Raw genomic sequence first — 13710 nt, 5'->3', positions numbered from 1 at the left:
CAGTGAAGCGGATTCATTCCGACCCCAACCGCAGGTACCGGGACTCCGTCGCCCCCTCGGGCAGCGAGGTCCGTTTTCAGGTGGCGGTGGAGCAGACCGACCTGCTGGTCGTGGCCCGTGAGGACCTCTCCCGCGACGTCGCGGGGGTGGTCTCCGGGCTGCGCGGGGCCATCAAGAACCACATTCTCTTTCATCCCGAGTTTGCGGAATCGCTCGCGCCGCTGGACCCGGCCGACTCCGCCCCGGAGATCGTCCGCGCCATGGCGGCGGGAGCGGCCCCGTGCGGCGTGGGGCCCATGGCGGCGGTGGCAGGGACCGTGGCCGAGTTCGTGGCCCGCGAGTTCGCTTCCCGTTCGCCCGACTTCATTGTGGAGAACGGCGGGGATATTTTCATGTATTCGACCCGCGACAGGGTGGTTGCGCTGCTGCCGGACCCGGATTCCGGGTCGAGCGTGGGCATCAGGCTCGCGGCCGAACGCTTTCCCCTGTCCGTCTGCTCCTCGAGCGCGACCATCGGCCACTCCCTGAGCCTCGGCGCCGGAGACCTCGTGACCGTGGCGGCGAAAAGCGGGGCGCTCGCGGACGCGGCGGCCACGGCGCTCTGCAACATGCTCCGCAACAGGGACTCGATCAACGACCTGCTGGCCGAGGCCGAGCGTCTGTCGGCCCACGGGCTCGAGGGCGTGTTCGCGCAGGTTGACGGGCAGGTGGCCGCGTGGGGTGATGTGGAGCTGGTGGCCGTGTGACGGGCGTTTGCTTCAGGCCGCGCTTTCGATGCGGTTCCTGCCGTTCGCCTTGGCCTGATAGAGCGCTCCGTCGGCAGCCTGGATGAGGGTCTCTCCCTCCGCAGAGCCGTCGGGCGTGGCCGTTGCGACGCCGATGCTCACGGTGACGTGCTCGGATGTGGGCGAGTCGGGGTGTTCGATGCATTCCCCCTTGAGACGCTCCGAGATCATCCCGGCCATGTCCCGCGCTCCTGAGGCGTCCGTGTCCGGGAGCACCACGACGAACTCCTCGCCGCCGTAGCGGGCCACGAAGTCTGCGGGGCGGCGGACGGAGCGCTGCAGTATCTCCGCCACCTTCCGCAGACAGTTGTCGCCTTCCAGATGCCCGCGGGAGTCATTGAACCGCTTGAAGTCGTCGATGTCGATCAGCAGCAGGGAGAGAGGGGCCTGTTCGCGTCGCGCCCGCTTCCACTCCTCTTCGAAGCGCTGGTCGAACCAGCGGCGGTTGCCGACCCCCGTCAGCCCGTCAAGGCTTGAAATCCTGAGCAGCTCGGCGTTCAGGTCTTCCAGTTCCCTCTCGCGCGCCTGCCGCATCTGCATTTCCTCGCGCAGCTTGAGGGCGGAGCGGACTCTGGCCTGAAGCTCGACGCGGCTGACGGGTTTCTGGATATAATCGTTCGCCCCGGCGGAAAATGCGGCCTGAAGCCGCATCTCGTCTTCGACACCCGTGACGACGATGATGGGAATGTCTTCGGTGGACGAATCGGCCTTCAGCAGACGTGTGGCCTGAATCCCGTCCACTCCGGGCATGTTGATGTCCATGAGGACGAGGTCGGTACATTCTTCCCTTGACCGGCAGTTATCAAGTATCTGGTGGGCCTCTTCGTAAGAATAGGCCGAAACGATATTGGAATACCCGGCATTGCCGAGTATGGTAGTCAGAAGCAATTGGGAAGTCTCGGAATCGTCAATGATAAGTATCTGCATATCCTGAAGGTTACCACCGATTCGACGATTGCGCGAGAGATTTGGAAAATAATATAACGGGTTCAAGGTATAACGTGGCTTCTTCCCGCATCCGTCCATGGCTCAAGTGGGGGCTTCTCCTGCCTGCCGGGCTTTTGCTCCTTCTGGCGATTGTGCCATTCTCCCTGAACACGGAGAAAGGCAGAGAGCTGGCTGTGGAGATTGCCGGCGGCGCCGCCGGTGCGCGAATGGAGCTTGAGGGCCTGCGGTTCTCCTATTCGGACGGCCTCGCTCTTCGCGGGTTCACTGCCGACGGTCCGGCCCCGGTGCGCTCGCTCGCTCTTGATGAGCTGTCGGTGCGAATCGATTGGATGGGCCTGCTGTCGGGCAGGGTGAGTGCGGGTGTCCGGGGACGGGGCGTGCGGCTCAAGGCGGCGTTGCCGGAAGGAGCGGAGTCCGAAGAGGCCGCCGCGAGCGCTGAAGCGGTACCGGATGTCCCCGCAATTCTGAAACAGATTCGAGTGCCAGCGTGGCTCACCCTCGATGCGCGAGTGGAAGAAGCCGCCGTGGAGTTCGATGCCGCGGGACGGCGATTCGAGCTCTCGGAGGCTCTGCTGGCAGTCGACGTGGAGGGGGCGTCGGAGCGAGCCGGTGTCGAGCTGACGGCAGAGAGCCCGCAAGGAGCGGTGGCAGTCTCCGCATCAGTGCTGCCGGAGCGTCTCTCCGTCGAAGCCTCGCTGCCGGGGCTCGTTTTTTCCGCCGGGGTCCGGGACGCTTCGCTTCTTGCATCGTTGGAGTCGGATATTGGACGACTGACGGATTTCGCCTCGCCTTTTCTGCCGTCCGGACTTCCTTCCCTTGCGGGCCGCCTGCGGCTGTCCGTGTCCGGTCCAATTCCGGAGCGGAGCGTGACGGTTCGGGTGCAGGCCGGGCTTCAGGGAGCGAGAGCGTCCGGCCCCGAGTTGCCTTTCCCCGTGGAGCTGGATCAAGTGGAACTCTCGTGCGAAGCGTCCGTGGATGAGCGGGGAGAGCTCGCGGTGCAGGATGGAAGTCTGCGCCTGCCGGGGGTCGAAACGGCTTTCCGGGCGCAGTACGATCCGTCAGGGGGCTGGGTGGCCAATGCATCCGGGCTGCGGCTGGATGTTACGACGCTGATGACCCTCGCCGCGCCGCTCGTGCCCGAGGGAGTGAAGCTCGCCAGCGGCTCCGTGGAGCTGCGGGAGCTCATTGCGGAAGGCGACGCTGACGGACCGAAGGCCGCCTCGCTGGAGGGGCTGGCGTTCGCGCTCGCTGCGGTGCGTTTTCCGGGTGATCTTCGGGCGGCCGCGGTGGACGGGAGAATGGACTCGGCAGCGGTGCGCCTCGAATCGGCCCCGGCGGCCGATGTGCTGGGACTGCGCCTGCGCGGGAGCGAGGTCGGCCTCCCCGCGTTTGCCCGGCCGCTCTCGGGCAGTGTGCGGATCGATGCGCGCGGCCTGAGCGCAATGCCTGCGGTGCGGAACGTCTCGGTGCAGGCGGCGCTGGACGACGGGGCCGTGCGCCTCGACCTTTCCGGAGCCGTGGCGCGTCGGTTCTCGTTCTCGGGCAGCGGTGAGCTCGATCTGGACACTCTTGGTGAATACCTCTCACTGCCCGCTGATTCTGGCCGTATCACCCTTGTCCTTGACGGCAAAGGCGAAGCGCCGGCCCCGGATGTCCTCCGGTTGCCTGAGGGAGCCCTGACCGCATCCGGACTCCTCGATGCTTCAGCCTTCCTCCGCAGCCTTACGTTGAGAATGGGGCTCGACAAGGTGCGTCTTCCCCGCGCCGCCACGCTGCTCAGTTCCACCGCTCCGCTTGAAATCCGTCTGCGGGACGGCCTGAAAGCCGTCCGGTTCTCGCTGCCCGTGAACGTCTCCGGCGCCGCGTTGCCGTTCTCGGCCCGTGTCAGGGCCTCGGGTGTGGTCACGGAGCTGGATCAGGCGGAATGGAACGTGCGCACCGAGCTGCCTGAGCATTCGCTTCAGGTGGATTCCGGCGGCACGGCCAGCGGCATGACGCGGATGCTGCGAAGAGGGGGCGATCCGCTCTCGGCGCTGCTGTCCACGGTTACAGCCCGGACGAGACACCGCGTGGCTTTGGACGGCTCTTCGGCCTTTAACGGGAGCGAACTCTCCGGCAAGGCTGAACTGGTCGCAGAGGCAGACCTTCTGGCTGCCGACAGGCTGGAAGGCGGGCTGACCGTGTCCATGCACGAGCTTGGCGGCCGGTTCGGGGGGATCGGTATTGAAGGCCTGCGCGGGGAGACGCGCTTGCGCCGGAGCTTCCGGCTCGTCACGGACGGGCTGCCGCCGCAGGCCGCAGACAAAGGTTTGAGCCGCAGGGTGCTGGAACGCGGCGAAAAGCCGGAGGCTTTCGACGCCGCCTCCGCGCGGGGCAGTGGGGAGATGTATTTCGATGTTCTTGAGATGAGCGAACTTCCGGTTCCCCTGTCCCTGAGTCATGGCGAGCTGGTGCCGGAGTTCGGGGCGACTCCGGGCCTCAGGCGGTTCGGCTTCGACCTGCTCGGCGGCTCGGTGCGCGGCAGTGCGCTGCTGCACTCCGGCCCGGAACCCGATACGCGGCTTGAGGCGGTGTTCACATCCTTGGATTTCTCGCGTCTGCTCGATGCGGCCCCGGACGATCCGGTGGCCGCCGGGGATGCAAGCGTCAGCGGCCGGGTGCGCATGACGGTGCCCGTCCAGACCGACGTGCGGCGCATTCTGGAGGAAGTGGGGCTTGAGGCGCGCATTCCGCGAATCGGGCCGTCCACGCTGGACGCCATGCTCGCGGCCATGGATCCGCACGGGGCGGATCCCGCCATTGCTGCCCAGCGGCGCATGGTTGCCATGGGCGGGCCGAGAAACCTCGTGATTACGGTGCGCAACGGCCGCCTGTCGCTGGAGGGCGAGGTGGAGGCATTCGGCGTCCGACTGAAACTGCCGCCCGTGCGCCGGGTTTCGCTTGCGGACCTACCGGTGCGTGATATGATGGAACCGTTCGCCGAAGCACTCGGCTCGGTGGGGCGAATGGCGCGGCTCTGGCGCGCCGCAGCCATAATTCTTGAAGATGACGGAATCCGCTTCTCCAAGCGGCATGCCGACTCGCCAGCGAGGTAGATCATGAAACGTGTCGTGGTGATTTTTCTTGTCGTGCTTTTGGGCGGCTGCACGCTGGCCGAGGTCAACGTGGAAGTGGCCGGGGAGCGAACCTCTCTGGAGAAGCAGGTGCTCGGCTCCTACAACGCGCTGACCCGGCGTGCCATGCTCTCGTCCTCGGTGCGCGGCGTGGACCCGCTCGGCAACGTGGAGCGTCCGCCGAAGTTGAGCGCAGACGGGCAGGAGGCCCTCGACGCTGTGCAGACGCTGGCGTTTCACGCGGACGACCTCGAAGCCTTTCGTCGCCTCGGCTGGGTGGGCGAGGGCAACGACGGCCTGCTGGCCCGCTTCCCCATGAATCGCGAGGGTGCGCCCGAGGATCTGGCCGGATTCGCTTCCGGCTACGGGCAGGACGAGTTCGACGCGGTACTCTCGGAGATCAATGCCTCGCGAATGATCCTCATGCGCCGCGTGATCAGCACGGATGACCGTTTCACGGAGGCCGATTTCCCTGAAATCCGTACCGTGTTCGCCAGACTCAATGTCAGACGCGCGCTTCCGGGCGAACGCGTACAGGACCCGGACGGGCAATGGACGGTGAAGTGATGTTGCGAAGATTCCTGCCGCTGTTCCTGCTTCTTTTCGTCGCACTGCCCGCACGGGCGGAGCGGCCCCTTCCGCCATCGGATGTGCAGCGCGGGCAGGTGACGTTCAGCACGTCCGCCGTGACCGATTATGCCCTCTCCCCGGATGGGACCCGGCTGGTCCTTGCGGTACGCCATGCAGGCTTTACCCGCCTGACGCTCGCATCCTTGGACCCTTCCGGCCCTCTGCCACGCGTGCTTGCTCCGGAGCCCGCAGGGTACTCGGACCTTGCGTTCTCCCCCGGCGGGACCGCCATCGCCTACCGCGCCGACACCCTCGACGCCAAGGGAGACATATTTCTTCTGAAACCCGACGAGCAGAGCCCGCAACCGCGTCGGCTGACCGGAGCGGAGACCGAGGACTCCGCACCCTCCTTCGGCCCGGACGGAGCCGTCTGGTTTCTCTCCAGAACCCCCGGCAACCCGGAAACGGTGCTGAATCGACTGACTCCCGACGGCGAGGCGCAAGCCGTTTTCACGCGAAAGGACATGCGCTCGGCCGTGATTTCACCGGATGGACGGCATGTGGCTTTTCTCTCTGCGGACGATGCAGCCCTGTTTCTTTACGAGACCGGCACGGAAGCGGTTCGCCGTCTGACGCGGGAGGGCGTGCGCGCGTCAGACCCGGCGTGGACGAAAGGCGGGGACATTCTCTTTGTTCGCGAAGGTGAGCGCGGTGCGCAGCTGGCGTCGCTGAACCCGGACTCGGGTGCGGTGACGCGGCTGACCGTGGCGGGGCGTGGGGGAGAGGCTCCCTCGGTCTGTGCCGGAGCAGCTTGTGGCAGCATCTATTTTCTGGCCGCTTCCGGTGGCGGCAGCAATGTGTTCCGGCTGCCTGAAGCCGGAGAAGTGCGGCTCGGCGATGATGCGGGCGGGCAGATGGCCCTTGCCCGGCGGGCATTGAACGCTGTCCCTGAAGATTTCCCGCTGGCCGCTTTGGCGTTGCGTCGGGTCAAGGACGGGTTCCCCGGCAGCCGGGAGGGCGATTACGCCATGATCCGGCTGGGTAATCTGCTGCAGAACGAAGGGTTTGCGCAGGAAGCCGTCAGGGCTTTCGCACAGGTCTCGGAGCGCCGAGACGACCTCTTCGACGAAGCCGGAGCGCGGATCGCGTACATAAAGGCCGTGCGGGACATCTCCGGTTCGGTGCAGCGGCAGGCGGCGCTAGCCGATGGCATCGACGCTGTTCGGAGAGCGTCCGGAAAGCCTTCGCCGGTATCCGACCTGCTGGCGGCCTCCCTGTTGCATCGCTACGGCAGCGGTGCGGTCCAGCTTCGCGACGCGCTGCGCCTCGCCGGGAGGGCTGCCAATTCCGAAACCGCGCGTCCCGGCGTTCGAGCCGAGGCCGCGCTGCTGGAAGCCGCGCTGGTGCGCCAGTTCACGCCTTCGGCAGCGGTGGATTCCTATGTCAATGTGGTTCGGAGATTTCCTGAATCCGCCGAAGCTGCTGTCGCCACCAGACGGGTTCTGGATGTTGTGGAGGCTCAGGGTCCCGCGGAGTCCGCCACCGAGCGCCTGACGCTGTTTGCCCAGCGCCGTGAAGGGCGAACGCCTTACCTTGCCGCCGCCGCGCTCAATCGCGTGGGAGACCTGTTGCTGAAACGCGGCGAGACACCCGGCGCCAGAAGCGTCTACCGGCAGGTGTTGACCGACTATCCCGAATCCGGACGACCGGCCGCCGCCGCGCGTCTGGCCCTCGCGGAGCTGCTTTACCGCGAAGCCCGTTACGCGGACGCGGTGGACCTCTACGAAGGCGCGCTCGGTCCGGGAGCCGTGGAGGACGATGTCTATCGTCTCGCGCGGCGGGCGTATCTGGAGAAGACCTCGGCCGCGGGCAAGGACCTGCTGAGGCGCGGCGAGGTCCGGGCGGCAAGCAGCCTTTTCGCCGACCTCATTCGCTTCGACGCCTCCTATCTGCCCGGGCATCGCGGCTGGATTCGCGCGGCCGCGGCATCCGGCGAACTGAAGCAGGCCGTGTCGCGTTATCGCGAAGCCGTCGCGACGAATCCCGCCGATCCGGTGGCGACCTACAATCTGGGGCTTGCCGTTTCCTACCGCGAAACCGCACCGGCCCTTCGGGAGGCGCGGAAGCTCCTGCGTCAGAGCATCCGGCTGGGCGGGAACACGCGCTACAACTTTCTGACCCTCGGATATGTGGAGGAGGCGCTGGAAAAGGCCTACGGCGAGCAGGGCGGGTATGAACGCGCCCTCGCCGCATATGAAAGAGCATGGTTCCTGTCCCCGGAGGGCAGCGCGGACAGGGCCGACGCGGCCCTGAACCTCGGCAACGTGAACCTCGCTCTGGGCCGCAGTCTCGCTGCGTACCGTTTTTTCGTGCAGCGCATGGAGTCGGGCGAGCCGTTCGTCTCGCCGGATACGGAGCTGCTGTTCTACCGCCATCTGGGCATGGCCGCCTTCCGCGTGGACGATCCCCGGCTCACCGTCGAAGTGTTCCGCAGGGCGTTGACCATGGTCCGACAGCGCACCGCGCCCCTTGCGCCTTCCAAGGCCTTCGGCAAGCTGTCCGAGGCCGTGCGCGCCCGAGCGTTGCGTCCCGCCATGGAGGACGCCTCGCTGAAGGAGAAGGCGACGCCTCTGGCTCGCCGTCAGGCCGAAATTGATCGGGCGCTGGTCGATGCCGGGCAGGACGTGGCCGGCCCGCCGCCTTCGCCGCAGTGGTATGCGTATCGGGACGCGGTCGCCGACCTGCTGGAGCGGGAGGGCGAGCTGATGCGGGCCGCTGCGACGCTCGCCCCGGATGCTTCCGTGGGAGCCGTGTTTGAGCACCTGCACGCTCAGGCGATGACATCTCTTGAGGAGCCGCTGCGCATGGCCGAAGCCGAGGCCGAGCTTGCCAACCGGCTGGCCCTCGCCCTGCAGGATGCGGGCAGGTTTGCCGAGGCCCGCGACGCTTTCGAGGCTACGCTTGAGGTCAACCGGCGCATCGGGGTTGTCCGGAATTACGGCATGCTCACCCGCGCCGCGGCGTACAACGCCTTCCGACACGCCGGGGAATTCACCGGGCGCGAGCGTGAGCGGCTGCTTGACGAGTCGGCAGCGCTTTTCCGCACGGCGCGCAATTTGGTGAAACAGCACGGTGTGCCGAAGCGTGAAAAGGAAGGCGGCGCGCTCATATCGATCAATATTAGCACTTCGCCCGACGAGGCCATGGCCACGCGCGCCTCGCAGGGGTTCTCGGCAGCGCAGGAAGTCCGCATCTGCGAGACGTTTCTGGCGCGCATCGCCCTTGAACGCGGCAGGCTGGGGGAGGCCGCCGATTTTTACGCCCCGCAGCTCGAGGCGGCTTCCGGGGCCGTGGAGCAGGGAGATACGTATGAGGTCTCGGTGCTGGAGCATCGGGCCGCCCTGCTGGACAACGCTTCGGACCAGTCGCAGCGGGCCTTCGAGCGCTTCGCCCGTTCGACCGAGCTGGCAATCCGCGCCGGGAGTCGTCCCGGGGCCATGGTCAACCTCATGAATATGGCGCACTGCCTGGCCGAAGTGCGCGGCGAATCGCGCATTGGCGGACTGCACCGTCTGCACCGGCTGACGCGCCGGGCCGGACGGCTCCTGCAACGCGCCTTTGCCACGGAAGAGGCCGAGTGCCGCAACACGCTTGCCGCCATGCTCATGGGCCTCGCGCCGCGCGGGGACTCCTTGCAGGACGCGGTCCTTCGCGCCGCCATGCTCGCCGATGCGGGAGGTCACCTGCTGCGGGCGACGGATCGCCTTGACGGTATCCAGCGCCCCGACCGCGCCGCGCTCTCCCTGCGGGCGGCGGCGGAGCTGAACCGCGCGCGGCTGGCTCGCATGACAGGGGCAGCCCCGAAACCATTCTTCAGGGCCGCGCTGGAGGTCTCCCGCAAGGGCCTGTTGCCGCGTTTCGAGTGGCGCGCTTTGGCGGGGCTCGGGCAGCTTGAGGTCGCGCTCGACACGCTCCGCGATGTTCCCATGTCCGGTCTCGGGTGCGGGGCGGGAGAAATTGTCTCCACCTTCGCTCCCATGGTGGCGAATATGGTGGACGAGGGGCGCACCGAAGATGCCCTCAACCTTGCGGAACGGATTCTGGAACTTGAGCGCGTGAACCGCATGGGGCCGATGTTTCATGCCCGGATTCCCGATGCCGAGGCGGATATCCTCGTGCGGACCGCGCCGCGTCTGCTGCGGATACGCTCGTTGCTCGCACAGCAGGAAGCGGAGTCCGAAGGACGGACCCGTGAACTGCTGGAGCAGGAGCGAGAAATTTTGCAAAAGGTACTGGGTGAGGACGCCGACCGCCTGCCCGGAGTAGCGCTGTTGGCGCGCAGCCGCACCGAACGCAGCTGGCTGACCGTGCTGACGGGGCTTGATGAAGCCCTGACCCGAGCGGCCGAGGAAGCCGTGCGCAATCCGGGAGGCGAGGTCGCGGCAAAGGTCGCTGCGGCGCGCGACAGCTATCACAGCGCAGTGGAAATGGCGCTTGAGGAGACCCTGTTCGACGATAACGCGGGAGCCCTCGAGCTGTTCCTGCCGCGTGCGGCGGAGGTCGCGGACGTGCAGTTCTCCCCGGCGCAGCCGCTAAAAATCCGCATGCTTTTCCCCGACGGGGCGGGCGGCGTCCTTTCGTTCCTCGTGACCGCCGACGATGTCTCGGTCCAGTCATTGGAGTCCGTCCCTCAGTGGGGCGCCGAAGATGTGGCGGTGGCTCCGGCAGCGGCGGAACTGCCCCGTGGCCGGGCGGCAGCCCTGAGCCTCACGCACTTCCTGCGGGCCGCCGACGGACTCAAGCCGTTTCGGAGACGTCTGTTGACCGTGGGGCCGCAGCCCGTGATCCCCGAGTTCTTCGACGGCGTGGGAGACAACCGCACGGCCGCCGCGCATACGCTGGCTGTCACGGCTCCGAGTGGCGTGCGCGATTCCGCTCCGGCGCGGCCGGGGCTGCGGGCGAAGCCGGAACCGGTGGCCATGAACAAAGGGGTGCGGCTTCCGCTGGCGGGCTATGCGCGCGACGGCGTGTCCCTGTCCTCGGCGGCCTTTGCGCCGCTTGCGGATGGAGACGCCTATGCCATGGCGCATCTCTTCTCGCTCTATGGCCTGCCGTCCATGTATTCCGGTTCAGTGCAGGACTATCTGGCCGCGCTGCCGGAGGCATCTCCCGAGGGGGCTTCGTCCGGCGGAACGCTTTTCGGGCATCCCGGCCTGACGCCGGAGCAGGACGCCGCGCTGGCGCGCGACCGCCTGCGGACACTGGTGACGCAGGGGCAGGAGAATTTTCGTTCCGGCAACAACGAGGCCGCGCTGGCATCATTTGCCGATGCCGTGGCCATCATCGACGAGACTCCGCAGTATCGTTCCAACCTTCCTGCGGCTCTGTCTTTCGCCCGCGAGGCCGCCTACCGGGCCCAGCGTTATGACGAGGCCGCCCGTTTCGGAAGCAGGCTGGTGGACATCCTCGCGGAATCCGCGCCGGACAGCCCGCGCCACGGCGACGCCCTGATCAAGTACGGCGTGCTTCTGGCGGCGTCCGGACGTTTCGGCGAGGCGGTTCCGGCTCTGGAGCGGGGTACTGCCATCCTGTCCGAGACCGGAACACTTGAGGAGCATGCCGAGGCCCTTGCCCAGTTCGGCAACGTGCTTGAACAGTCCGTGAATTTCCCGGCGGCGCTGGGCAAGTTCGAAACCGCAGCAGAGCTTGCGGACGAAGCCGGTCGCGACATGCTTTTGGCGCGCCAGCATTCCAACATGGGGCGCATATTGGACCTGCGTCTCGATGAGTACGTTCGCGCCAAGCGGCAGTACGAAAAGGCATTTGAAATTCATCAGCTCATGGGCGATGACCGCGCGGCCGCACAGGATCTGCTCGATATCGGCCGCTGTGACAGGCTCATGGGCAGTCTGCAGGCCGCGCAGGAACGGTATGCCCGGGCGCTGGAGCTGACCGACGACCCGGCGCTTGCGGCGCGCATTGATCTTGAGCGGGCCAATAACGCGTGGTTTGCGGCAAGATATCAGGACGCTTTCGATATTCTGGCCAAAGTGTTGGCACAGGCGCGGGACTCCGGTGACCTGATGCTGGAAACCCTCGCCGTCAACACCTCCGGTCTGCTGCACTGGACGCTTGGCGACGTTGAGCGGTCATTGCGCGAGCTGGACGAGGCCTACAGGCTTTCGGCCAAGCTGGAGAACCGCACGGACATTGCCGCGTCGATCCTGAACAATCAGGGGTTGGTGCTGCGCGAGGCCGGAAGGCTTGACGAGTCCATGAAGCGGCTGGAGAAGGCCCTCGCCATGGATCGTCGCGCCGGGTCCCGCTGGGGACAGGCCTATGCCCTGCGCAACATGGCCCGCACCATGCTGGAGAAGGGCGACCCCGAGGCGGCATGGCCGCTTCTGGAAGAGGCGCTCGCGCTGACGCGACGCATCGGCAACCGTATCAACGAGGCCAAGGTGCTCGTGGTCATGGGCTCGGTGCGTCTGGAGCAGGGAAGCGGCGATGAGGCCGCAGAACTCTTTGAGGCGGCGCGGACTGTGGCGCAGGAAGTGGGGTTGCCCGAAGTGCGCTGGCGCGCGCTGCACGGATTGGGTTCCGTGGCTCGTGCCGACGGCGAGCTTGAACGCGCCCGTGGTCTGTTCAGCGAAGCCGTGGAAGTCATCGAAGGGTTGCGGGCCGCCGTGTCCATGCAGGAGCTGCGGGACGGCTTTTCGGTGGGCCGGATGGAGCCGTATGAAGATTTGGTGCGCGTGCTGGCCGACCTCGACAGGCCGAGAGACGCGTTCCATGCGGCCGAGCGCTCACGCGCCCGCAGCCTGGTGGAGATGCTCGGAAACGGGCCGCGCCGCATGCGCGACGAGCTCGGCACAAAGCTGTACAATTCTCTGACGGCACTCAGGGATCGCATCCGCGAACAGCGGGCCCTGCTGGGACGCAGCGAACTGGAAGCCGAGCAGGAGGTGTATGCGCGGAATCTGGCGCTGCTCGAGGATCGCTATTCCGATCTGCTGTTGCGGGCCAGAGATGAGAACCCCGAGCTTGCCAACATCGTGGAGGCCGACGCCCTGCATCTGGCCGAAGTCTCCGAGCTGCTCGACGAGGGTGTGTCGCTTCTGGTCTACTATCTGCTGGATGACGAAATCCTCTGCTGGGTGGTGCGTCCGGAAGGCTTCACCCTGCACCGCACGCCCGCCGACCGCGCGCAGCTCGGCGAGGATATTCTTGACTATCGTCGCGCCCTGCAAAATCTGGAACCGGAGGACCGGCTTGCACGCAGTCTGTATGACCGGCTGCTCGGCAGGCCTGATCTTCCCGGTGGGACGGTGGGCATCGTGCCGCACGGCGTGCTGCATCACCTCTCCTTCGCCGGGCTGGATGACGGGGACGAGTATTTCGTGGACCGCCACGCCCTGTTCCGGGTTCCGAGCGCCTCGGTCATGGCCTACACGCTCAAGCGGCGGGGCAGGGGCGCGGGAGAAGTGCTCATCGCCGCGGATCCCGATCTGGGTGACGCCGCGCTGGAGCTGCCCTTTGCGCGCAAGGAGGGCCGGGCGGTGGCTTTCAATTTCCCGGACGCCACTCTGCTCACCGGTAGCGAGGCCGCCAAGCCGGAGGTGCTCCGCGACATGGGTCGCAGCCGCATCGTGCACATCGCGGCTCACGGCGAATTCGACCGCGAGAATCCCCTGCTATCCACGGTTCGGCTCGCGCCCGGACAGGGCGGAGACGGCGATTTGAGCGCGTCCGAGGTCTTCGGGGTGAGCACGCCCGCCGATCTGGTGGTGCTCTCGGCCTGCCAGACCGGATTGTCCGCGGTCTCGGCGGGGGACGATGTGACCGGGCTGAACCGGGCCTTCATCTTTGCCGGGACTCATGTGCTGGCCGCCAGCCTGTGGCGCGTGAGCGACGTCGCCTCCGCCATGCTCATGAAGAGCTTCTACAGAAATCTCGAAACCATGACCAAGTCCGAGGCCATGCGCCGGGCCATGCTGCATGTCCGTCAGCGGTATCCGCACCCCGGCTACTGGGCCGCTTTCACGCTCACGGGCGATCACCGCTGATCGCCGCGCGCCTTGCGGACAGCCCGCAAACGGTCCCCGGCCACTTCGGTCAGGGGACCGTTTTTTATGGAATCCCCGCGGCGACCCATGATAATTTTGACATTATTTTGCAAAAAGTCACTCAAACGGGTAGTCTCTCCGGTAAGATCGTTTTTCCCTTCGGGGAAAGACGTATCGACAACGCAATGCAATTACCCGTGGAGAATGGATTTGTTATGGTGAAACGAC

5 protein-coding genes are annotated in these 13710 nt (G+C 66.4%); 4 read left to right on the top strand and 1 reads right to left on the bottom strand.

Going from position 1 to position 13710, the window contains the following annotated elements; all coding sequences use genetic code 11:
- Window positions 1-2: 2 nt before the first annotated feature.
- Window positions 3-746, top strand: a complete 744-nt coding sequence (locus BR24_RS11500) for a UPF0280 family protein (RefSeq protein ID WP_496541624.1) — start codon at window positions 3-5, stop codon at window positions 744-746.
- Between the two features lie 12 nt (window positions 747-758).
- On the opposite strand, the gene BR24_RS11495 is transcribed toward BR24_RS11500, so the two are convergent.
- On the bottom strand, window positions 759-1712 hold the full coding sequence (locus tag BR24_RS11495; RefSeq protein ID WP_496541623.1) for a diguanylate cyclase domain-containing protein: 954 nt from the start codon (window positions 1710-1712) through the stop codon (window positions 759-761).
- Between the two features lie 74 nt (window positions 1713-1786).
- Here BR24_RS11495 and BR24_RS11490 point away from each other — a divergent pair, with 74 nt between their 5' ends.
- The 3 genes from BR24_RS11490 to BR24_RS11480 are packed head-to-tail and all read left to right on the top strand — an operon-like array spanning window position 1787 to window position 13482.
- On the top strand, window positions 1787-4828 hold the full coding sequence (locus BR24_RS11490; RefSeq protein WP_496541622.1) for an AsmA family protein: 3042 nt from the start codon (window positions 1787-1789) through the stop codon (window positions 4826-4828).
- 3 nt (window positions 4829-4831) lie between these two features.
- Window positions 4832-5413 (top strand): DUF1318 domain-containing protein, encoded by a 582-nt coding sequence (locus BR24_RS11485; protein WP_496541621.1) that lies wholly within the window; start codon window positions 4832-4834, stop codon window positions 5411-5413.
- Window positions 5413-13482 (top strand): CHAT domain-containing protein, encoded by an 8070-nt coding sequence (locus BR24_RS11480; protein WP_496541620.1) that lies wholly within the window; start codon window positions 5413-5415, stop codon window positions 13480-13482. The genes BR24_RS11485 and BR24_RS11480 overlap by 1 nt, the downstream gene beginning before the upstream one ends.
- Window positions 13483-13710: the final 228 nt, after the last annotated feature.

The organism is Pseudodesulfovibrio halophilus DSM 5663 (genome assembly GCF_059568665.1).
This window is presented reverse-complemented; position numbering and strand designations above follow the sequence as displayed.

Excerpts from the sequence above, each read along its gene's own strand:
- BR24_RS11495 (WP_496541623.1), bottom strand. The coding sequence starts at position 1,712 with ATGCAGATACTTATCATTGACGATTCCGAGACTTCCCAATTGCTTCTG.
- BR24_RS11485 (WP_496541621.1), top strand. The coding sequence starts at position 4,832 with ATGAAACGTGTCGTGGTGATTTTTCTTGTCGTGCTTTTGGGCGGCTGC.
- BR24_RS11480 (WP_496541620.1), top strand. The coding sequence starts at position 5,413 with ATGTTGCGAAGATTCCTGCCGCTGTTCCTGCTTCTTTTCGTCGCACTG.